Source organism: Actinoplanes missouriensis 431 (assembly GCF_000284295.1).
Classification (GTDB): domain Bacteria; phylum Actinomycetota; class Actinomycetes; order Mycobacteriales; family Micromonosporaceae; genus Actinoplanes; species Actinoplanes missouriensis.
Window position 1 is genome coordinate 1612430 of record NC_017093.1, and the last position, 21542, is coordinate 1633971.

The 21542-nt window shown below is 71.0% G+C and carries 15 protein-coding genes and 1 riboswitch; of the genes, 9 read left to right on the top strand and 6 right to left on the bottom strand.

Annotated features, from left to right (window positions below; all coding sequences use genetic code 11):
- The first annotated feature begins 6 nt into the window (after positions 1–6).
- The 3 genes from AMIS_RS07575 to AMIS_RS07585 all read left to right on the top strand — a co-directional run bounded on the left by AMIS_RS07575 (position 7) and on the right by AMIS_RS07585 (position 2551).
- On the top strand, positions 7–750 hold the full coding sequence (locus AMIS_RS07575) for a methyltransferase domain-containing protein (protein WP_014441621.1): 744 nt from the start codon (positions 7–9) through the stop codon (positions 748–750).
- Complete coding sequence (locus tag AMIS_RS07580) at positions 747–1934, top strand: alkaline phosphatase family protein (RefSeq protein ID WP_014441622.1); 1188 nt, start codon at positions 747–749, stop codon at positions 1932–1934. Before AMIS_RS07575 ends, AMIS_RS07580 begins: the two co-directional genes overlap by 4 nt.
- Before the next feature lie 227 nt (positions 1935–2161).
- Positions 2162–2551 carry a DUF3040 domain-containing protein gene (locus tag AMIS_RS07585; RefSeq protein WP_014441623.1) on the top strand — a complete coding sequence of 130 codons (390 nt, stop codon included), beginning with the start codon at positions 2162–2164 and terminating at the stop codon, positions 2549–2551.
- A 618-nt stretch (positions 2552–3169) separates the two neighbouring features.
- On the opposite strand, the gene AMIS_RS07590 is transcribed toward AMIS_RS07585, so the two are convergent.
- Genes AMIS_RS07590 through AMIS_RS07600 form a run of 3 tightly spaced genes read right to left on the bottom strand, consistent with a single transcriptional unit; the run spans position 3170 to position 7961 of the window.
- Positions 3170–5617, bottom strand: a complete 2448-nt coding sequence (locus AMIS_RS07590) for a transglutaminase TgpA family protein (RefSeq protein ID WP_014441624.1) — start codon at positions 5615–5617, stop codon at positions 3170–3172.
- On the bottom strand, positions 5614–6912 hold the full coding sequence (locus AMIS_RS07595; RefSeq protein ID WP_041829608.1) for a DUF58 domain-containing protein: 1299 nt from the start codon (positions 6910–6912) through the stop codon (positions 5614–5616). Before AMIS_RS07595 ends, AMIS_RS07590 begins: the two co-directional genes overlap by 4 nt.
- Positions 6913–6914: 2 nt before the next feature.
- On the bottom strand, positions 6915–7961 hold the full coding sequence (locus tag AMIS_RS07600) for an AAA family ATPase (RefSeq protein ID WP_014441626.1): 1047 nt from the start codon (positions 7959–7961) through the stop codon (positions 6915–6917).
- Positions 7962–8363: 402 nt separating this feature from the next.
- On the opposite strand from AMIS_RS07600, the gene leuS reads away from it, so the two are divergent.
- Complete coding sequence (leuS, locus tag AMIS_RS07605; RefSeq protein ID WP_014441627.1) at positions 8364–11159, top strand: leucine--tRNA ligase; 2796 nt, start codon at positions 8364–8366, stop codon at positions 11157–11159.
- Positions 11160–11756: 597 nt separating this feature from the next.
- On the opposite strand, the gene AMIS_RS07610 is transcribed toward leuS, so the two are convergent.
- Genes AMIS_RS07610 through AMIS_RS07620 form a run of 3 tightly spaced genes read right to left on the bottom strand, consistent with a single transcriptional unit; the run spans position 11757 to position 14440 of the window.
- Positions 11757–12476, bottom strand: coding sequence for a TVP38/TMEM64 family protein (locus tag AMIS_RS07610; protein WP_014441628.1), 720 nt, complete (start codon positions 12474–12476; stop codon positions 11757–11759).
- Between the two features lie 40 nt (positions 12477–12516).
- Complete coding sequence (locus AMIS_RS07615) at positions 12517–13230, bottom strand: type 1 glutamine amidotransferase (protein ID WP_014441629.1); 714 nt, start codon at positions 13228–13230, stop codon at positions 12517–12519.
- Complete coding sequence (locus AMIS_RS07620; protein WP_014441630.1) at positions 13220–14440, bottom strand: MurT ligase domain-containing protein; 1221 nt, start codon at positions 14438–14440, stop codon at positions 13220–13222. The genes AMIS_RS07615 and AMIS_RS07620 overlap by 11 nt, the downstream gene beginning before the upstream one ends.
- 398 nt (positions 14441–14838) lie before the next feature.
- Positions 14839–14989, top strand: a riboswitch (cyclic di-AMP (ydaO/yuaA leader).
- A 39-nt stretch (positions 14990–15028) separates the two neighbouring features.
- Here AMIS_RS07620 and AMIS_RS07625 point away from each other — a divergent pair.
- From AMIS_RS07625 to AMIS_RS07645, 5 genes are all read left to right on the top strand, one after another.
- Positions 15029–15814 carry a C40 family peptidase gene (locus AMIS_RS07625; protein ID WP_231859255.1) on the top strand — a complete coding sequence of 262 codons (786 nt, stop codon included), beginning with the start codon at positions 15029–15031 and terminating at the stop codon, positions 15812–15814.
- Between the two features lie 1025 nt (positions 15815–16839).
- Complete coding sequence (gene mraZ, locus AMIS_RS07630; protein ID WP_014441632.1) at positions 16840–17271, top strand: division/cell wall cluster transcriptional repressor MraZ; 432 nt, start codon at positions 16840–16842, stop codon at positions 17269–17271.
- 255 nt (positions 17272–17526) lie between these two features.
- Entirely contained in the window at positions 17527–18567 is a 1041-nt protein-coding gene (rsmH, locus tag AMIS_RS07635) for a 16S rRNA (cytosine(1402)-N(4))-methyltransferase RsmH (RefSeq protein ID WP_231859256.1), read from the top strand.
- A 73-nt stretch (positions 18568–18640) separates the two neighbouring features.
- Positions 18641–19258: a hypothetical protein gene (locus tag AMIS_RS07640; protein ID WP_157434764.1), complete on the top strand. Its 618-nt coding sequence runs from the start codon at positions 18641–18643 to the stop codon at positions 19256–19258.
- Positions 19259–19263: 5 nt separating this feature from the next.
- Positions 19264–21492 carry a peptidoglycan D,D-transpeptidase FtsI family protein gene (locus AMIS_RS07645; protein ID WP_041829610.1) on the top strand — a complete coding sequence of 743 codons (2229 nt, stop codon included), beginning with the start codon at positions 19264–19266 and terminating at the stop codon, positions 21490–21492.
- The last annotated feature ends 50 nt before the right edge of the window (positions 21493–21542 follow it).

The following is a 21542-nucleotide window of genomic DNA, read 5'->3' on the forward strand; positions in this document are numbered from 1 at the left end:
GCCGGGGTGGAAACTTCTGCGCGCACCGGACGTCCGCTCGTCACGGCCCGCAACGCCGCGGTCTGGGCCGTCCTCCGCAAGGAGCTCGACCGGCACGCCGGAGAGACGCTGACCGTTCTCGACGTCGGCGGCGGGACCGGGGGCTTCGCCGTGCCGCTCGCCGAGGCCGGGCACACCGTCACGGTGATCGACGCGAGCCCCGACGCGCTCGCCGCGCTGACCCGCCGGGCCGCCGACGCGGGCGTCGCCGACCGGATCCGGGCCGTGCAGGGCGACGGCGACGCGCTCGCCACGCTCGTCGATCCGGGCAGCGCCGACCTGATCCTCTGCCACGCGGTACTGGAGATCGTCGACGATCCGGCCGAGGTCGCCGCCGCGATCGCGGCCGCGCTGCGTCCGGGCGGCGCGCTGAGCCTGCTGGTCGCCGGCCGGGCCGCCGCCGTCCTGGGCCGTGCGGTGAACGGTCATCTGCGTGCCGCCGCCGCGCTGGTCACCGATCCGGCGGGCCGTGCCGGCCCGCGCGACACCCTGCTGCGCAGGTTCGACGCGGACGGGGCCACCGCGTTGCTCACGGCCGCGGGCCTCACGGTCGAGCAGATCCATGGGGTACGGGTGGTGGCCGACCTGCTTCCGGCGACGGCCCTCGAGGACGACCCGCAGGCGGTGCTCGACCTCGAACTCGAACTGAGCTCCCGGCCGCCGTTCCGGGACATCGCGTCGCAGCTGCACCTCTTCGCCCGCCGGTCATGATCGTCCCGGACGACGGGCTGCCCGCCGACGCGCTCCGGATCGTCGCGCCGGCCTACGGCACGGGCAGCCTCGCCGACCTGCTGCCCAGCGTGTCGGGGGTGCTCGGGGTGCCGGGCGCCGCCGACGTCCTCGGACTGGGCGCGCGGCTCGACGGGGTTGACCGGATCGGTGTGCTGCTCGTGGACGGGCTGGGGGCGTACCAGTTGCCGCTGGCCGCCAAGCACGCGCCGGTTCTCGCCGACCTCGCCGCCGGTGGCGGCGGACACGCCGGCACGCTGACCGCCGGGTTCCCGTCGACCACCCCGGTCAGCCTGGTCACGCTCGGCGCCGGGGCGCCGCCCGGCGCGCACGGCGTGCTCGGGTTCACGGTCCGGCGACCGGACGGCCGCACCCTCACCCACATCGCCTGGGGCGACGACCCCGACCCCCGGGAGTGGCAGCCGGTGCCGACCCGGCTGGAGACCGCCGCGGCGGCCGGGGTCGAGGTCACCGTGGTGAGCAGGTCCGCGTTCGAGGGCAGCGGGCTGAGCCTCGCCGCCAACCGGGGCGGCCGCTACGTCGGTGCCGACGACGGTGACGCCGTCGCCGAGGGGATGCTCGCGGCCCTGCGGCGCTCGCCGGGACTGGTCTACGGCTACCACCCGGACCTCGACCACTACGGCCACGAGGACGGCATCGACTCGCCGACCTGGCAGGCCGCGGCCCGCGGCGTCGACCGCATCCTGGACCGGATCGTGCACGGCCTGCCGCCGACCGCCGCGCTGCTCGTCGTCGCCGACCACGGTCAGCTCAACGTGCCGTCCGCCGGTCGTTACGACATGGCGGACATTCCGGCGCTCCGGGACGGGGTGGTCGCGGTGACCGGCGAGCCGCGGGTGCGCTATCTGTACGCGACCCACGGCGCCGTCCCCGACGTGATCGACAACTGGCGGGGCGTGCTCGGCGCCGACGCCCGGGTGCTGACCCGCGACGAGGCGATCGGGGAGGGCTGGTTCGGGCCGGTTCCGCCCGCGCACGCAGGGCGGATCGGGGACGTCGTGGTGCTCTGCCAGGGGCGCGCCGTGGCTGTCGCCTCCGGGTGGGAGCCGGTCAAGGCGGGACAATTGGTGGCGTACCACGGGTCGGCCACCGCGGCCGAGATGACCGTCCCGCTGCTGGTTCACTCCCCGGTTCACTCGCGGTGATCGACACCACTCGGTGGAGTGATGACACCCCTCAGTCGGTCTTTTGGGACGAACCAATCTTGGGGGCACGGAAAATCACCCGCACTCGGCGGTCGTCCGGCTTTCCGACCCGCCAACCCGCTCGTAGACTTGCGTGATAAGGCAGCCGACGGCTGCCCCGCATCACCACACCTGCACCACCGCCGGCTCCGGAATTCGGGGCCGGACAGCGCCCGGGGAGGAATGCCGTGCCGCTCTCGGAGCACGAGCAGCGGCTGTTCGATCAGATCGAGCGGTCGCTTGCCGAGGACCCCAAGTTCGCCTCGGCTGTGCGGGCCAGCGACCCGCGTTTCCACGCACGGCGCCGGCTCCTCATCGCCGCGTTCGTGATCGTCCTTGGTCTCGCCCTCGTCGTCTACGGAACGGTCAGCCAGACCACGTGGCTCGGCGTGGCCGGTTTCGTCGTCATGCTCGGCTCGGCCGCTTTCGCGATGCAGTCGCGACGCCGCAGCCAGGCCCCCGACCTGAAATCGGTCGGCGGCACGGCGACACGCCGCACCAGGCAGGGCGGTCGCAGGGGCGGTCTCATCGACCGTCTCGAGGACCGGTGGCGCCAGCGGCCGGAGGGGCATCGCTGACCAGCCGAGCCGGCTGACGAGGCCGGCTCCCGACGAACGGCGGCCGGTGACGGCCGCCTTCGTCGTATCCCCATGTCCCGGGCCGGCTGCCGTCGTTTTCCGCCGGCCGGCTGCCGTCGTTTTCCGTCGGCCGGTTGCCGTGCCGGCCAGCTGCCGCGCCGGCCGGTTGCCGTCGCTTCCGGCCGGCTGACCGGCGCTGCTGTTGGCCGTCCGTCCGCCGCCGCGCGCCTGCCGCCGGCCGCCGCCCATCCGTCCTCCCAACCCACCGCGATCTTGGCGCGTTGTGCCTGTGCGGGCGACCGCAGTCTGCCTAGATCTGCGAGGGCCAGCGCGATCGAGCGGATCACGCGGCGGTGCGATCGAGCGGATCACGCGGCGGCGCGGCGTGGCGGCGCGGCGTGGCGGCGCGGCGTGGCGGCGCGGCGTGGTGCGGGGGCGGCGCGGCATGGTGCAGGGGCGGCACGGTTGTGGTGAGGCGCGGCGGTGAGGCGATAGGTGCGGCGGCGCGGTGGTGATGAGGTGCGGCGGCGCGGTGGTGAGGTGCGGCGGCGCGGTGGTGGTGGGGCAGGGTGTGGGGACTGGGTTGGGGGTGGGACGGCCTCCCACCCCCAACTGCTGTCAGCGGGCTCGGGACAACAAGCGTCTCGGGCTGAAACGGCTTGCTGAATCGCGCAAGCGGGCCATCGCCTCGGCTGCCCTCGCTGACTTGTCGGTGATGCCCAGACGCCAGCTGAGCAGCACCGACGGGGGCAGCAGGGACGCGCGTGCCTTCGTACGGAATGTGGCTGTGGAGGCCAGCCCGGCACGGACCTGGCGCAGCGCCGCGGAGAGTTCCGCGCCCTGCAGCGGCTGCCGGGCGTAGCGGGCGCGTTCCTCGGCGCGGCCCAGCAGACCGGCCGCCGTAGCCGAATCCCCGGAGAGCAGGGTGTCCTTGACGAGGCGCTGGGTGGTGACCCGTGGCGTCTCGGTCGGATCCACCGGGACCTGGAAGTCGATCATCGTGTCGAGGAGTTCGTCCCAGGCGGCGTGGGCGTCCTGGCGGGCGCGGGTGGACTCGGTGGTGACCGTGATGTCGGAGATGCCGCCGGATGCGGCGGTCACCACCGGCGCCGGGCCGCCCGCCGTCGCGGCGTGGCGCCGGCGGCGGAGCAGGACCCGCAGGAACGCCGGGACCAGCAGGAGCGCGAACAGCAGGGCGATGCCGGCCGCCACGAACAGCGGCGTCCACGAGCCGTCGTCCGGCACGACGCCCTCGTCGATCGCGGAGGTGGCGCCGTCGTTCGCCACCTCGGGACGCTCGGCGCGGCCCGGTGCGGCGGACGATTCGGTCCCGGGCGCGGCGGCGCCGGTGGAGGCGGACACCTCGGGCTCGGGGCGTTCCACGTCGGGCGCCCACGAGGAGCGCGCGGAACCCTGCACGTTGGCCGCGGGCGTCGCGTCGAACGGCACCCACCCGAAACCGTCCAGGTAGACCTCGGTCCAGGCGTGCACGTTCCGGTTGGTGATCTGGTACGTGTTGTCGTCCAGCGCCGTCCCGCGGGTGAAGCCGAACGCCACCCGGGCCGGGATGCCGGCCGCCCGGACCATCCACGTCATCGCCGCCGCGTACTGCTGGCAGTAACCGACCTTGTTCGTCAGGAAGGCCGCGATCTCGGAGGCGTTCGCGGGGTTCTGCGTGGACAGCTGGTACCGGAAGCCGTTCTCCGACGAGAACGAGTCGTAGATGGCCCGCACCTTGTCGTAGTCGGTGTCCTCGCCGTCGATCAGATCGTCGACCTTCTTCTGCACGACCGGGTCTTCCGGCGCCGCCGTGTACTGCTGGTAGAGCGGGTTGTTCTCGGGCAGCGGCAGCGCGGTCCGCAGCTGCGCGGCGGTGTACCGCGGGCGCAGGTAGTTGATCGTGTACTTCTGGTTGCCCGTCGTGCTGCGCCCGGAGTAGATCACCTGCTGGCCGTCGTCGTACGACCAGTTGCCCTTGATGCCGTCCACACCCGTCGGATAGGTGTAGACCGGCAGCATGCTCTGCCGCAGGGCGTCGCTGACCTCGATCTGGGCTTGGTACTCGGTGTAGGTCGCCCGCTCGGACGAGCCCAGTGTCGCCGGGTTGGGCAGGCCCTCGCTCAGCGAGTCGCCGCGCGGCGCGGTGTTGCCGACACCGTCGGCGTTCAGCACGTCGGCCACGGCGAAGCGCAGGTAGAACGGCTCCTTCTCGTTCGTCCGCACCTTGACGATGTTGACGGTGGTGTTCTGGTTGAGCTGGCCGCTGAGCGCCGCGAACAGGTTGATCCGCCCGTTCCCGGTGCCGCCGGGCCCGGAGCCGATCCCGCTGCCGGTCTGGGTGAGCCGGGTGAGCAGGCCGCCGGAGACGGTCGGGACGGCGAGCGGCAGCAGCACCGCGACGAGCACGCCGACCACGCCGAGCCGGCGACCGGCCGAGGCGAGCGGTGACGGCTCCCAGACGTCGACGTCACGGCCGTCGCCGGTGAAACGGCGGCCGAACCGGCGGACCCGGTCGACGTTGTCGGCGACGAGCAGCCACAGGTAGCCGATCGCGCCGATGATGAACGGGAACACCGGCACGCTGTCCAGGTAGACCGCGACCGGGATCGAGTAGATCGCGAGCATCGGCAGCCCGGCGAGGGCCGGCCGGCGGAACACGGCGGTGAGCAGATCCACCACGATCGCGACGGCGCCGATGCCGAGGACCGCCACGAACTGCAGACCGTCCCGGTCGGGGACGGGCACGCCGTACGACCGGGTGTCCTCCCCGGCCTGCCGGATCAGGTCGGCGAAGTGGGTGAACGTGGCCGGCTGGGGGATCAGGATCTCTTTGCCGCTGGGGAAGATCCAGGTGAGCGCGAGCGCCAGCGCGACGACCATGCTCACGGTCTGTGCCCAGGTCGGGAACCGGAGGGTACGGGCGGCGACCGCGGCCCCGGCGATCAGGATGACCGCCAGCAGGCTCTGGAACAGCCACGCCCAGGTTTCGAAGATGGCCGACAGCGGCGCGGCCGCGAGAAGCGTCGCGCACGCCGCGATCAGCCCGAGTCGACGCCGCCCGGTCATCGGCTCACCCCGCTCACGGTCTCCGCCATCGCCGCGCGGTACGCGAAGCCCTGCGAGCCCCGGGCCACGGCGGGCCAGAGCGCGGGCAGGGTGTCGCCGTGTGTCACCGGCACCGATTTCCAGCCGCTGCGGACCAGCGCCAGCGAGGCCGCCGCGTGCTCGCGGTCGGACTCCTGCCGGTCCCCGTTGGTCATCGGCACCCAGGTGGAGCTGTCGATGGCGAACCCGACGCAGGTGGCGCCGTTGCCGCGCAGGCCGGTGAGCACCTCCGCCTCGGCCACCGTGAGCGCGCCGAACAGGCCGATCACGAGACCGCCGTCGGAGCGCCGCCGGACCTGCTCGACAAGCACCGAGACGTCGCCGTTCGGGCTGAGCTTGACGTCGGCCAGGGTGTCCAGGATCAGTCCTTCCCCGCCGGCCTCGGAGGCGTCCAGGTCGACGCCGGTGCCGGTGACCAGGCGCAGCTTGTAGCCGGACTGGCGCAGGTGCATGGCGATGCTGGCGGCCGCCGACACCGCCCATTCGAAGCTGGCGGTCGGTCCCTCGCCGCGGTGCGCCTGCAACCGGGTGTCCAGGACCACCGTGGCCCGGCTCTCCCAGGGTTGCTCCTCGCGGCGGACCATCAATTCACCGGTACGGGCGGTGGAACGCCAGTGGACCCGCCGGAGGTCGTCGCCGCGCCGGTATTCCCGGGTGGCCGCGTCGTCCTCGCCGTGCACCGCCACCGACCGGGCCCGGCTCTCGCCGGTGCCCGCGTACTCACCGGCGAGGCGCACCCGGGGGAGCTGGGTGACCTGCGGGATCACGATGAGCTTGTCGACCGAGGGGAACGAGCGGTTCAGCTCGCACAGGCCGAACGGGTCGGTCAGGCGGATCATCAGCGGGCCGATCGGGTAACGCCCGCGCACGTCGGCACGCACCGTGTACGCCACCGAGCTGGCCTGCTGCGCGCCGAGCCGCTCCAGCACGACCCGCGGGCGGCTGCCCAGCGCGTACGGCAGGCGGTCCTCCAGCAGCATCGTGCCGGTGGGCAGCCGGGACAGGTTCTGCAGTCGCAGGATGACCCGCGCGCTGGAGCCGACCGGGGTGCGGACCGGGTCCAGCGAGCGGGTGCACGCCAGTTTGTACCGGCTGCGACCGACGTACCACGCGGCGAGCATCGGCAGCGCCGCCAGCAGCACAGCGACCCGCAGGAGGTCGCGTTCGCCGAGGATCAGCGCCGAGACCGCGGCCGCGAGGGCCGCGGCCAGGAACGAGCGGCCGCGCGTGGTGAGCCCCCGCAGCGCCTCCCGCATCGTCACCGCCCCCGGGACTCGTACGACGTCGACGTACGCCCGTCACGGGTGTCGTACGGGTTGCGGGCGCGGTCGTGCGGCAGCGGGAGCCGGTGCACGATCTCCGACACGATGGTGTCGGTGGTGCGCCGGTTGAGCTGCGCGTCCGCAGTCGGGATGATCCGGTGCGCGAGCACCGGCACGGCGAGCGCCTGCAGGTCGTCCGGGAGGACGTAGTCACGGCCCTCCAGGGCGGCGACCGCCTTCGCGGTGCGCAGCAGCTGCAGGGTGGACCGCGGCGAGGCGCCGAGACGGATCTCCGGTGCCTCCCGGGTCGCCGTGACCAGGGCGATCGCGTACTGCTGGACGGCCTCGGCGGCGTGCACGTCACGCGCCGTGGCGATCAGCCGGCGGACCAGCGCGGCGTCCGCGACGGCCCGCAGGTCGTTCAGCGGGTCGTGGTCGCCGTGCCCGCCGAGCATCGCGAGCTCGGCCCGGGGGTCGGGGTAGCCCATCGCGATCCGGGCGGTGAACCGGTCCCGCTGCGCCTCGGGAAGAGGGTAGGTGCCCTCCATCTCGATCGGGTTCTGCGTTGCGATCACCATGAACGGCGCCTGCAGCTCGTACGTCGTGCCGTCGACGGTGACCTGCCGCTCCTCCATGCACTCGAGCAGAGCGGACTGCGTTTTCGGCGAGGCCCGGTTGATCTCGTCGCCGACCACCAGGTTCGCGAAGACCGCGCCCGGCTTGAACTCGAAGTCACGCGTCTCCTGGTTGTAGACGCTGACGCCGGTGACGTCGCTGGGCAGCAGGTCGGGCGTGAACTGGATCCGGCGTACCGAACAGTCGATGGAGCGGGCGAGGGCCTTGGCGAGCTTGGTCTTGCCGACACCCGGCACGTCCTCGATCAGCAGGTGTCCCTCGGCGAGCAGCACCGCCAGCGCCAGCCGCACCGTGGCGCTCTTGCCCTCGATGACCTGCTCGATGTTGGCCATGATGGCGTGCGTCGCGGTGGCGAACTCAGCGCTCGTCAGCGGGCCGGCTGGCTCGCCCCAGGTCGGCGTTGTCACGGGCCTCCTCCAAGTTGTTTTTACCCCTGCGGTGGATATCACCCACGGTCAAGGGCATCGAAGGTTGCGGGCGCCCAGCGGCCGTGGGCCTCCGGCGCTCGCCGCCCGTCCCCACAGGTTATCTCTGTCCGTACACATCGCCGAAAGGCCTGATCGAGACCAATTCGAGATAGGGAAACGGTCGCCTGTGGACAGCACCGGCCATATCACCCGTCCGGCATACCGGTCGCCGTGCGTGACGGTCGGCGGGTATCATGCATGCCATGGCTCGGTCCGTTCTGCTCCTTAGCCGGCCGTGCTGATCCGTTAAGACGGACCAGGCACGGCGCCCCCTCCTGCGTGAGGGGCTTTTTTATGCCCTTCAGCTCCCCTGATTCTTCGAAGAGCTGCTGAAAAGACGAGATGGTGAAGATGAGCGAGACCGAGACCCCGCCGTTCCGTTACACCGCCGCGCTGGCCGGTGAGATCGAGCTGCGCTGGCAGGCCTACTGGGCCGAGAACGGGACGTTCCAGGCACCCAACCCGGTCGGCGAGCTGGCCGACCCCACGCACCCCCGGGCCGGCGCCCCCAAGCTGCACGTGCAGGACATGTTCCCGTACCCGTCGGGCGCGGGCCTGCACGTCGGGCACCCCCTGGGCTACATCGGCACCGACTCCTACACCCGCTTCCAGCGGATGGCCGGTTACAACGTGCTGCACCCGATGGGCTTCGACGCGTTCGGCCTGCCCGCCGAGCAGTACGCGGTGCAGACCGGCACCCACCCGGCGGTCACCACCGCCGCGAACGTCGAGCGGTACAAGGCGCAGCTGCGTCGTCTGGGCCTGGCCTACGACGAGCGGCGCTCGTTCTCGACGACCGACCCGGAGTACTACCGCTGGACCCAGTGGATCTTCCTGCAGGTCTTCAACTCCTGGTTCGACCCGGAGCTGAGGAAGGCGCGGCCGATCAGCGAGCTGATCGAGCGGTTCGAGACCACCGACCCGGAGTGGGCGCAGCTGTCCCCGGCCGAGCGCCGCAAGCGGATCGACGCCCACCGCCTGGCCTACATGAGCGAGGCGCCGGTCAACTGGTGCCCCGGCCTGGGGACCGTGCTGGCCAACGAGGAGGTCACGCCGGACGGCCGCAGCGAGCGCGGCAACTTCCCGGTCTTCAAGCGCAGCCTGAAGCAGTGGATGATGCGGATCACCGCGTACGGTGACCGGCTGGTCGACGACCTGGACACGCTGGACTGGCCGGAGCCGGTCAAGCTGATGCAGCGCAACTGGATCGGCCGGTCCCGTGGCGCCCACGTCGACTTCCCGGTCGGGTCCGAGACGATCACCGTCTTCACCACCCGTCCGGACACCCTGTTCGGCGCGACCTACATGGTGCTGGCGCCCGAGCACGAGCTGGTCCCGGTGATCACGCCCGCGCAGTGGCCGGCCGGCACCAACGCCAAGTGGACCGGTGGTCACGCCACCCCGGCCGAGGCGATCGCGGCGTACCAGGCCGCGGCCGCCGCGAAGACCGAGGAGGAGCGGACCGCCGACGGCAAGGTGAAGACCGGCGTCTTCACCGGCGCCTTCGCCGAGAACCCGGTCAACGGGGTACGCGTACCTGTCTTCATCGCCGACTACGTGCTGGCCGGGTACGGCACCGGAGCGATCATGGCGGTGCCCGGACAGGACGAGCGGGACTGGGCCTTCGCGGAGGTCTTCGAGCTGCCGATCATCCGTACCGTGGAGGCTCCTGAAGGTTTTGAGGGCGCTTTCACCGGTGACGGACCGGCGATCAACAGCGACTGGCTGAACGGTCAGGGCGTCACCGAGGCCAAGGCCGCGATGATCGCCTGGCTGGAGGAGAACGGCAAGGGCCGGGGCGCGACCACCTACCGGCTGCGGGACTGGCTGTTCAGCCGGCAGCGGTACTGGGGCGAGCCGTTCCCGATCGTCTACGACGAGAGCGGCCTGCCGATCGCGCTGCCCGAGTCGATGCTGCCGGTCGAGCTGCCGGACGTCGACGACTTCTCGCCGCGCACCTTCGACCCGGACGACGCGGACACCGAGCCGGAGACCCCGCTGTCCCGCAAGAAGGACTGGGTGCAGGTCGAGCTGGACCTGGGCGACGGCCCGAAGATGTACACCCGCGAGACCAACACCATGCCGCAGTGGGCCGGTTCCTGCTGGTACGAGCTGCGCTACCTGGACCCGCACAACGACACCAAGCTGGTCGACCCGGCTAACGAGGCCTACTGGATGGGCCCTCGTCAGGACGGCGATTGTGGTGGCGTCGACCTGTACGTCGGCGGCGTCGAGCACGCCGTGCTGCACCTGCTGTACGCCCGTTTCTGGCACAAGGTGCTGTTCGACCTGGGTCACGTCTCGTCGTTCGAGCCGTTCCGGAAGCTGTTCAACCAGGGCTACATCCAGGCGTACGCGTTCCAGGACGACCGTGGCTTCTACGTGCCCGCCGAGGAGGTCGTCGAGCGCGACGGCAAGTACTTCCACGGCGACCAGGAGGTGACCCGCTCCTACGGCAAGATGGGCAAGTCACTGAAGAACGTCGTCACCCCCGACGAGATGTGCGATCAGTACGGGGCCGACACGTTCCGCGTCTACGAGATGGCGATGGGTCCGCTGGACGTCTCCCGCCCGTGGGAGACCCGGGCCGTCGTCGGGTCGCAACGCTTCCTGCAGCGCGCCTGGCGTCTGGTCGTCGACGAGGAGACCGGCGCGACGCGGGTCACCGACGAGCCGCTGGACCCGAAGACCCGCAAGGTCCTGCACAAGGTCATCGCCGGTGTCCGGGAGGACATGGCCGAGCTGCGGTTCAACACCGCGATCGCCAAGCTGATCGAGCTGACGAACACGCTGACCCCGCTGCCGACCGTGTCCCGTGAGGCGGTCGAGCCGCTGGTGCTGATGCTGTCGCCGTTCGCGCCGCACATGGCCGAGGAGCTGTGGGGCAAGCTGGGCCACACCGGGACGCTGGCCTACGCCGACTTCCCGGTCGCCGACCCGGCCCAGCTGGTCGCCGACTCGATCACCTATCCGGTGCAGGTCAACGGCAAGGTGCGCGGCCGGGTCGAGGTGTCACCGGAGACCGGCGAGGCCGAGGTGCGGGCGGCGGCGCTGGAGGCCGTGGCAGAGGCGCTGGCCGGTCGCGAGCCCAAGAAGGTCATCGTGGTGAAGGGCCGCCTGGTCTCCGTCGTCGTCTGACAGCCGCTGTGCGAGAACGGCCCGTCGTGCTCCGGCACGGCGGGTCGTTCCCGTTCCGGCGGATGGACCCGGGTCGATGGATGCGCTCAGGCTCTCGGGCATGGCGACCGGGAGACTTCTGCATCGCGCGGTGTCGAGCCCTGATCCCGATCCGTGTGTGCTCCTGGGCGGTCGAGCGCCGTGATCGTCACCCGAGGACCGGGCATCCGGGGTGGCGCTGGCGCACGGCGGAAACCCGCTGACGCCGTGGGCCCCGCATCACCGGGCCCGGCTGGTTCTCGGTGCTGTCGGGTGCCCGATTTGTGAATACTGAGCGCCGGCTGGACCAGCTGGTTATTCGCGGTGCTGGCTGTCCGGTGAGCGACCTCTGGGGTGACGGGTCGCCTGGGGTGACGGGACGCCGGGGCCGGCGGTGGGATGCGCCGGCGGGAGGGGCCGTCAGGTGGCGTCAGCTGGGGGACGGTTCTGCTGCGGTTAGGAGAGGTGCGGCGCGTAACCGGGGAAAGGATTCTCGGCCCGGCCGACCGGTGGGTGACCGGGGCCGGGCCGTGCGGAAGACGCGGAGCGCAGGTGGGGAGGACCAGGCGGACGCGGAGGTCAGGCGGGGACAGCGGCGCGGCGGGAGGTGTAGCGCCAGCGGAGGACGATCGCTGTGGAGATGGCGAAGCCGATGGCTGCGGGGGCCAGCGTCGCCACGTTCATCTCGCCGGGGGCGGCCACCGCGGCGCCGATCACCGCGTAGGTGACCGTGGACGGGATGGCGGCGATCGTGGTGCCGAGGAGGTAGCGCTTGCGGCAGACGCTGGTGGTGCCGTAGGCGTAGCCGACCAGGCCGAACGGGGCGAGGGGGAGGAAACGGACCAGCAGGACGGCGGAGAGGCCTCGGCGGTTGAGCCAGCCGTCCAGGCGGTCGAGCTTGCTGCCGGCGCGGGCCTTCAGGGCGCCGCGGCCGGCCCAGCGGCCCGCGTAGTAGGTGGCCGTCGCCGCGATGATGGCGGCGGCCAGGGCGGCGAGGGCGCCGGTGGCGGCACCCAGCAGGAGGCCGCAGAGCAGGGTGATCGCGGTGCGCGGGACCAGCACCGACAGGAGCAGGCCGCCGATCACGGCGACGGCGGCGGGGGCGGCCGCGCCGAGGGTCTCGACGCCGGCCCCGATCTCCCGCAGCGGGAGCGTGGCGGCCGCGATCGCGAGCGCGCCCACCACGCCGCCGAGCGTGCCGAACCGGATGAGACGACGCTTCCAAGCGATCGGAGAGGCGTCCTGAGGGTCCGCGGAGGTCTGAACGGCGCCCCGCGGGGCGATCAGGATGTCGGTCATGCAGGCCTACCGCCCCAACTGTCGTCGATTCCGTGAAAAATCAAACGGCGCTTGCAGCTTCCAGTCGCTCCTGGCGTAGCCGGTCGGCCCACGTGTCGTCCAGGGGCGCAAGCCTATCCGCGCCCGTTGACCAGCGCAGTAGCAGATCGGCTATAGCTGGGTTGCGAGCCAGCGCCGGGCCGTGCGAATACGTCCCGAGGATCTTGCCGGCCCACGCGCCCTCGGTCTGGCCGTCGTTGCCGACGCCGGCGGTGACCCGGGCGAGCGGGGCCGCGTGCGCACCGAGGTGGGTGCGCCCGCCGTGGTTCTCGAAGCCGGTCAGCGGGGGCAGCCCGAGGCGCGTGTCGATGTCACCGCGCAGCTCTCCGACCGCCCGGGTGACACCCCGGTCCGAGGTTATGTCGAGCAGACCGAGACCCGAGCACTTCGCCCCTTTTGCGAAGAAAGAGTGCCCGAACAGTTGATAACCGGCACAGATCGCCAGGACGGCGGCGCCCTGGTTGACGGCCCGGTGCACGCCGCCGTCGGTGAGCAGGCGCTGCGCGGCGAGTGCCTGCGGGCCGTCCTCGCCGCCACCGATCAGATAGATGTCGGCCGAGGTCGGCATCTGCTGGTCGGAGCGGACCTCGTAGGTCTCCACCGGGATGCCCCGCGCGGCTGCCCGGTGGGCCAGGATCAGCAGGTTGCCCCGGTCGCCGTAGGTCGACAGCAGATCGGGGTAGATCCACACGATCCGGAGGCTCTCAGTTGACACGGTCCAACTCCGCTCGGATGTCCTGGAACGCCGTGTAATTGGCGATCACTTCGAGGCGGCCGGGGGGCACCGCGGCCAGGGCCTCGTCGAATCTCTGTACGTGCCGGAACGGCACCTGGTTCACCTGGAGCCGGACGGCCAGGTCGTACGCACGGTCACCGGTGATCAGCACCGGGCGGTTGCGCAGGGGCGAGAAGTCGACGTCGTAGAGCCACGAGGTGTCGAAACCGTCGGGGTCACGGGCGTTGATGGAGAGCAGTGTCGGCGCCTGTTCCGCCATGTCGAACGCCTCCAGCCAGCTGGCCGGGTTCTTGGCGAGGAGCAGCCGGATGTTGCGGCCGTCCCGGTCGACCTGCGCGTACCGCCCGGCGATCGAGGCCACCCGGGAGAGCCGGGGGAGAGCCTCGATGGGGCGCACCCCGAACTCGGCGGCGACGGCGAGCGCGGTGGCCGCGTTGCCGATGTTCACCTTGCCCGGGAGCTGCAGTTTCACCATGTGCCAGTCACCGCGCGGGTCGATCACGCCCTCGTCCTCGACCGACCAGTGCGCGCGGGGCCGGCGCAGCGGGCAGCCGGTGCACCACCAGTCGCCGTTGGCCCGCTCGATCGGGTGGCCGCTCTCCGGGCAGACGAACGAGTCGTCGAGCCAGCGCTGGCCGGCGCTGAACCAGGTCACCTGCGGGCTGCCGCTGGCGGCCCAGACGACCATCGGGTCGTCCGAGTTCGCCACGACCTTGATGTGGGGGTGGCTGGCCAGCGCGGTCTTCCACAGCTGCGCCATCATCGCCACCTCCTTCGCCCGGTCCAGCTGGTCGCGGGAGAGGTTGAGCAGGGCCACCACCTTGGGGCGGGTGGACTCGATGACCTGGGCCAGATAGTGCTCGTCGACCTCCAGCACGGCGAACGGGGTGTGACCCTCTTTCGCCAGTGCGGAGGTGTGGCCGGTCGGCATGTTCGCGCCGAAGGAGTTCGTGGCGACCCGGCCGAGCACGCCGACCGCCGCCGCGGTGAGCCGCGTCGTGGTGGTCTTGCCGTTCGTCCCGGAGACGAGCGCCACAGCCCGGCCGGACGAGAGGTGGGCCAGCAGGTCGGGGTCGATCTTGAGGCCGATCCACCCGCCGATGACCGAGCCGTCGCCGCGTCCAGCAGCCCTGGAGAGCGCCGCGGCGGTCTTCGACGCAGTGGTCGCGACCTTGGCGATAAGAGGCATCTTCCCGTCCGTCACGCCAGCGAGGGTACCGGACCGAAAGGTTACGTCGAGTTGCCGTCCGGTCAAGATCGCATGCGCCTTGCGTTTGTGCCGCTCTCGACGTTTTGACCTAGGTTCCGGGTTGGCGGCTGACGAATTGTGTGTTCTGTTTCACCCGTGACCTTCGACTGATCGTGATCGGTCGACCCCGATGAGTAATGGCATTTGTCTCCGGGCGGTAACAAACCGGACACCAACATGTGTGCCAATTACTGTGAGTGACATTTTCGGCCCTAACGATCACGCGGAAGGTCAGGTACCAAGGTTGGGCCGGGTGCGACCGCCTCCCGGCTCGCACCAGCCCGGCCCACGCCGAGCCCTGCCCCGAGCTGGACGGTGCGACCACCGCAGGACCGGAACCACAAACAAGGCATCAGGGGGCAGGGACGGGGGACCCATATCCGGCCGGTTCAGCTCCACACCGGCCTCGGGGTGAAGTCGCCTAGCGACCGGGCACACCTTCCCGCCCGAACCCGACAGCTAACCTCGCAGGCGTGCCGGAGGGATATCTCTACCGTGCACGAACTCAGTTCGCGCCGTGGCAGCCGCGTGTCTCGCGGCGCCGGCACTGTCGCACTGTCTCTGGGTCTCTGCCTCTGCGCCGGGCAGTTGGTCGCCGCGTCCCCCGCGGCTGCCGCTCCGGTCGCTGTCAAGGCAGCCGTCGCGACGCAGGCCGCCGCGAAGGTCAAGCCCAAGCTGACCGCCAAGGCCAGCACCCGGAGCCTGAAGTGGGGCTCCACCCTCAAGGTGACCGCCAAGGTCATCGACCCGCGTACCGGCAAGATCGCCAAGGGCACGGTCCGGCTCCAGGGCCTCGTCGGCGGCAAATGGCGGACGTGGGACACCGAGACCGTCAAGAACCAGAACGGGACGGTCACCCTCAAGTACGCCCCCAAGAACACGTACTACATCCGGACCCTCTTCACGGGCTCCGGCTTCAGCAGCGCGTCCACCGGCAAGACGAAGATCACTGTCAAGACGAGTGGCGCGAAGATCCTCGCTGAGGCGAAGAAGCACAAGGGCGCCCTGTACAAGTACGGCGCGTCGGGCCCCAAGCGCTTCGACTGCTCGGGCTACACCAAGTACGTCTACAAGAAGGCAGCCGGCAAGTCGCTGCCGCACAAGGCGAACTCGCAGCAGAAGTACGGCAAGAGCGTCAGCAAGAGCAAGAAGCAGGTCGGTGACCTGATCGTCTTCCGCAACGGGTCGTACGGTTACCACGCCGGCATCTACGCCGGCAACGGCTACATCTACGACTCGCCGCACACCGGCGCCCGGGTCGGCAAGCACAAGATCTGGAACAAGAACTACGTGGTCCGGCGCCTCGTTGCCTGACGTGCTTGGTTTCGTCTCCAGTAAGTGTTTCGTCTCCAGTAAGTAAGGAAAGACCGGCACGCGGCGTGGTGGCGCCGTAGCCGTGATCACGCCTGTGGGGTGTGGCCCGATCGATGGGGTCACGCCCCACAGGCGTTTCTTCTTCCGGGTACGGGCGACGCCGCCCCCGACCGCAGATGAGCCGTCCCCGAGAAGCCGCGCGACCGGGGCGTCCGGTCCGAGCCGTCCGGCGAGTTCTGCTACCGGTGCGTGGGCACGCTCCGCGGCCGCCCCGACGTGCGGAACGCGGAGGCGGAGTGCGGAGTGCGGACTGCCGAGCGCCGGAGTGCGGACTGCCGAGCGCCGGAGTGCGGACTGCCGAGCGCGGAGTGCCGAGCGCGGAGTGCCGAGCGCGGAGTTCCGAGTGCGGAGCGCGAGTGCGGACGCCGGGCCGGCTGGGCGACCGGCGGAGGTGGATCGTGGTCGCCGCGGGGCCGAGCCGTAGCTGAGGCCTGTGATCAAGGCCCTGTTGCCTATGTGAGCTACGGCTCGCGTCCCCGAGCCGTAGACCAGGCCTGTGATCAAGGGCTTGTCGCCTGTGTGAGCTACGGCTCGCAGGGCCGGGCGGCGGGATGCCTGCGTGGGCTACGGCTCGGGGCGGCGGGATGCCTGCGTGAGCTACGGCTCGCGGGGGAGGGCTCCCTTCTGCTCCACCCGGGGGCTCCACTTTGCTCCACGATTGCGGTCAAGGGCGGGCTCCCACAGTTTGAACAGGGAGTTATCGGACCTGCTGGGGGCGATGTCGGAAACGAGACTCCGTCGATCATGGCTTGGCCCTCCACTTGGGGGCACCACCGTTGAACAGGCAATACGTCCGCGAAAAGGCCTCGCGAGCGGCTCCATTCGGGTTGCAGGTGGAGGGAAGTGGAGTAGAGTGGGGCGCAGTGGCAGGACCGAGGAAACGAACCGGGACTGCCGGCCCGAGTTGACAGGCGGGACCGCTCCACCGCGAAGGAGCGCGACGCCACGGCAAGGGGGGTTGGCCGATGTTCCTCGGCACGCACACCCCGCGCCTGGACGAGAAGGGCCGGTTGATCCTCCCGGCGAAGTTCCGTGATGAGCTGGCGGGAGGTGTCGTGATCACGAAGGGGCAGGAGCGCTGTCTGTACGTGTTCCCGATGCCGGAGTTCCAGCGCATCGCCGGTCAGCTCCGTGAGGCGCCGGTGACGAACAAGGCCGCCCGGGCTTACAGCCGGGTGTTCTTCGCCAGCGCGCACGACGAGGTGCCCGACAAGCAGGGCCGGGTGACCATCCCGGCGCACTTGCGGGAGTACGCGAGTCTCGGCCGCGACCTCGTGGTGATCGGGGCGAGCACCCGTGTCGAGGTCTGGGACAAGCAGGCCTGGGACGACTACCTCACGGCGAGCGAGGAAGAGTTCGCCGACATCGAGGAGGGGGTGCTGCCCGGCGGACTGTAAGGCGTGGCACCTCGGTGGCCGCAACGCGGCCCGGACGCCACTGCCGCCGTACTGCGAGATCTCCAGCCGCTCCCGCTCCTGGCGCCTCTTCCCCGGCGCCAGGCGCGTGTCCGGGGCCGGCCGTCCCGCCTATGGGACAGCCCGGCACGGGACACGAGCGGATGGGGATCTGGCGGTACGGACGGGCGGCCGGGTCGGTACGGCGAACGAGCAACACCTGGGTGAGACGCGAACGGGCAGGCAATGGGGGTCGTAATGGGGGAGCCGCGAGGCACACACGTGCCGGTGCTGCTCGAGCGCTGTCTTGAGCTGCTCGCTCCCGGACTGCAGTTGCCGGGCGCCGTCCACGTCGACTTCACGCTGGGTCTCGGCGGGCACGCCGAGGCGGTCCTCGAGCGGTACCCGGACGTCGTCCTGGTCGGCCTCGACCGGGACACCGAGGCGCTCGCTCATGCGCGGCACCGGCTGGCCCGGTTCGCCGGGCGGACCCATCTGGTGCACGCGGTCTACGACGAGTTGCCGAGAGTTCTGGCCGAGCTCGGCATCCCGGCGATCCACAGCGGACTGTTCGACCTCGGTGTCTCCTCGCTGCAGCTGGACGAGGCGGACCGCGGTTTCGCGTACGCGCAGGACGCTCCTCTGGACATGCGGATGGACCAGTCCCGCGGCGTGACGGCCGAGGAAGTGGTCAACGGGTACGAGCCGGGCGAGCTGGTCCGGATTCTCCGGCAGTACGGCGAGGAGAAGTTCGCGCCGCGGGTCGTCTCGGCGATCGTGCGCGAGCGGGCGAAAGCCCGGATCACCTCGACGGCGCGGCTGGCGGAGCTGATCAAGGAAGCGATCCCGGCCGCCGCGCGCCGAACGGGTGGAAATCCCGCAAAAAGAACCTTCCAGGCACTACGCATTGAGGTCAACGCCGAACTGGACGCTCTCGAGGGTGCGGTTCCGGCGGCTTTGGATGCGTTGGCGCCTAAGGGGCGACTTGTGGTGATGAGTTATCAATCACTCGAGGACAAAATCGTGAAGCGTGCGCTCGCTGAGAGGGCACGTAGCACCGGGCCGATCGACCTTCCGGTCGAGCTGCCCGGCACCGGTCCGACGCTGCGGCTGCTCACCCGGGGGTCCGAGCTGCCCAGCGAGGCGGAGGTGACGGCCAACCCGAGGGCAGCCTCGGTGAAGCTGCGGGCGGTGGAACGGATCGACGAGCAGGAACAGGGGCGTCAGTACAACCAGGCACCGGTGAGCCGCCGCGAACGGCCCCGGATGGCTGGGCCTGCGCCCCGGGAACAGCAGTAACCCCGGGGTTGAAACGCGCGGGGGACAGGGGCGGTTACGCCCGGGGGCGAAAAGAAGAGGGGGAGGGATGAGCATGAGTGAGCGAGTCGACGCGCCGCGGTCGGGGGACCGTGCCGCGCCGCGTGACACCAAGGGAACTGGCGCCCGGGGGGTGCGCCAGTCCTCCGGCCGGCCCGACACGCGCCGCTCAGGGATGGGGCGGACCAGCGAATCGGACGGCACGGCTGCCCTGGCGCTCGAGGTGACCGACCTTTCGGTCACCGCCGGCGAGCCGATCGCCGCCGGCCGTCCTCGGCTGTGGGTGGCGCCGCCGCTGCCGATCCGGGCGCCGCGGGTGACGTTCGCCGCGTCGGTGATCGCCGTGGTGCTCGTGGGTGTGCTCGGCATCCTCTTGATCAACACGAAGACGATGGAGCAGTCCTTCAAGCTCGACGCGCTGCAGAAGGAGCAGTCCGCTCTGGACAAGCAGCAGCAGGGCCTGGAGCAGCAGCTCATCCAGGCGTCCAACCCGGGCAACCTGCACGCCGCCGCGCGCCGGCTCGGGCTGGTCATGGCCGAGTCGCCGGCGATGATCCGGCTTCCGGACGGCAAGATCAGCCGGATTCCGACGCCGGGCCGGGGACAGCCGGGCGTGACCGCGCAGAGCGGTCTGGACAACGCCGGTACGCCGTCCACGGGCGCCGGGCGGTAACCGACGTGTCGCCGCGAGACGACGAGACACCGCGCCGGGGTACTCAGCCCCGGCGCGGTTCGTCACGTGACCTGCCCAGCGACGAGCCTGAGGAGGCCACCGGACGCCGCGGGCGGTCCAGCATCTCCGACGCGCGGGCCTACACGCCGCGCGGGCGGACCGTGGCCGAGCGGGGACGGCTGCCGCGCTCCGGGCGGACCACTGATCCGTTCCGGCCGGCTCTGCAGGTTCTCGACGGCGGCGACACGGCGCCGCGCGCCCGCGGCCGGAACCAGGGTGCTCGCGAAGCCGACGAGGACGGGACGGACGCCCGCCGGAGCCAGCGGGAGCCGGCTGCACCCCGTACCAAGTCGGCACCCCGTACCAAGAAGGAACCGGAAGCGGCGCCGCGGCGCCGGCAACCCACCCGGCCGGAGAAACGTCCGGAGCGCAAGCCCGAGAAGGCCCGGCGGCCGGAGAAGCGGGTGCCGGCGGAACCGCCGAAGCTCGCGAACAGCACCCGGCGGCTGCGGCTGGGCACCGTCCTCGCGCTCTCGCTCTTCGTGATGATCGGGGTGCGCCTGGTCGTGCTGCAGGTCGCGACGTCGCCGGACGAGGCCGCGAGCCTGCTCGAGCTGCGCGAGCGCCGGCTGAGCACGGTCGAGCTGCCGGCGCCGCGCGGCAGCATCCTGGACCGGTCCGGGGCGGTTCTGGCGCACAGCGTCGAGGCGCGGTACGTCTACGTGGACCCGGAGAACGCGAACCTGCAGAAGGACGTTCCGGGCACCGCGGCCAAGCTGGCGCCGCTGCTGCGGATTCAGCAGTCCAAGCTGATCGAGCTGATGCAGCGCAAGCAGTCGCTGGGCCGGTGGCTGAAGTTCCGTTACCTGGCGCGCGGTGTCGACGTGGCGGTCGCCGACAAGATCGAGGCGATGCGGCTGCCCGGCATCTACACGCACACCGACGAGCGGCGTGACGTGCCCGGCAAGGACCTCGCGGCAAACCTGATCGGCTTCACCGGCGACGACCACCACGGCCTGGAAGGCCTGGAGGCGCGCTACGACGAGCTGCTGCACGGCACCGACGGCAAGCGGGTCTTCGAGGTCGGCAAGGGCAGCCTGGGCGCGCCGATCCCGGGCGGGTACGAGCGGTACACCGCCGCCCAGCCGGGCAACTCGCTGCAGCTCACCATCGACCGCTACGTGCAGTACGAGGTTCAGCGGATCCTCGACGCCCAGGCGGAGAAGAACAAGGCGACGGTGGCCGGAGCGGTGGTGCTCGACGCCCGTACCGGCGAGGTTCTCGCGCAGGCCAGCTACCCGGCCTACAACGCCGCGAAGCCGGAGGCCTACGACGCCCAGGAGCGGATCGACGTGCCGACCAGCGTCGTCACCGACCCCGGCTCCAGCCACAAGGCGTTCATCTTCGGCGCGGCCCTGCAGGAGGGCCTGATCAAGCCGGACTCCACGCTCACCATCGGGCCGGCCCTGGAGCGGGGTGGCGAGGCGTTCAAGGACACCCACCCGCAGCCCAAGGGCACCGAGATGACGATGCCGGGCCTGCTGGCGTACTCCTCCAACGTCGGGACGATCCTGATCGGGGAGAAGCTCGGCAAGGAGAAGATCTACGAGTACCAGCAGAAGTTCGGCCTCGGCCAGGCCACCGGTGAGGGCATGCCGGGTGAGGCCGAGGGGATGCTGCTGAAGCCGGAGGACTGGAGCGGCTCGGCGCCGGGCTCGGTGCCGATCGGGCACAGCGTCTCGGCGACCCTGATCCAGATGGCGGCGGCCTACGGGGCGATCGCGAACGACGGCACCTACATCCAGCCGCACCTGATCAAGTCGACCATCTCCGGGGCCGACGGCAAGGTCACCCCGGCCGCCGAGCCGAAGACCCACAAGGTGCTCGAACCGGCCGTCGCCTCGCAGCTGCGGACGATGATGGAGGCCGTGGTCGACGCGAAGGGCGGCACCGGTGGGGCGGCCGCTGTCACCGGGTACCGGGTGGCCGGCAAGACCGGCACCGGCAAGATGCTGATCGACGGGCAGTACACCAGCCACAACGCCAGCTCGTTCATCGGCATGGCGCCCGCCGAGGACCCGCGGTACGTGATCGCGGTCTCGATGGACGTCGCCACCGGCGGCGGCGGCGACGTGGCCGCGCCGGCCTTCAGCGAGATGATGTCCTACACACTGCTCCATTACTTTGTGCCACCGTCCGGTACGAAGCCACCGACCTTCAAGATCCATCCATGAACTCCGGCCGCATGGCGTTGACGAGAACCTGTGCGGCACGGGGTAGGGTC

What these genes read in the sequence shown, in the direction of transcription:
- mraZ (WP_014441632.1), top strand. Translation starts at nt 16,840, where the DNA reads ATGTTCCTCGGCACGCACACCCCGCGCCTGGACGAGAAGGGCCGGTTG.
- AMIS_RS07590 (WP_014441624.1), bottom strand. Translation starts at nt 5,617, where the DNA reads ATGACCGGGCGGCGTCGACTCGGGCTGATCGCGGCGTGCGCGACGCTT.
- AMIS_RS07595 (WP_041829608.1), bottom strand. Translation starts at nt 6,912, where the DNA reads ATGCGGGAGGCGCTGCGGGGGCTCACCACGCGCGGCCGCTCGTTCCTG.
- leuS (WP_014441627.1), top strand. Translation starts at nt 8,364, where the DNA reads ATGGTGAAGATGAGCGAGACCGAGACCCCGCCGTTCCGTTACACCGCC.
- AMIS_RS07640 (WP_157434764.1), top strand. Translation starts at nt 18,641, where the DNA reads ATGAGTGAGCGAGTCGACGCGCCGCGGTCGGGGGACCGTGCCGCGCCG.
- AMIS_RS07620 (WP_014441630.1), bottom strand. Translation starts at nt 14,440, where the DNA reads ATGCCTCTTATCGCCAAGGTCGCGACCACTGCGTCGAAGACCGCCGCG.
- AMIS_RS07580 (WP_014441622.1), top strand. Translation starts at nt 747, where the DNA reads ATGATCGTCCCGGACGACGGGCTGCCCGCCGACGCGCTCCGGATCGTC.
- AMIS_RS07610 (WP_014441628.1), bottom strand. Translation starts at nt 12,476, where the DNA reads ATGACCGACATCCTGATCGCCCCGCGGGGCGCCGTTCAGACCTCCGCG.
- rsmH (WP_231859256.1), top strand. Translation starts at nt 17,527, where the DNA reads ATGGGGGAGCCGCGAGGCACACACGTGCCGGTGCTGCTCGAGCGCTGT.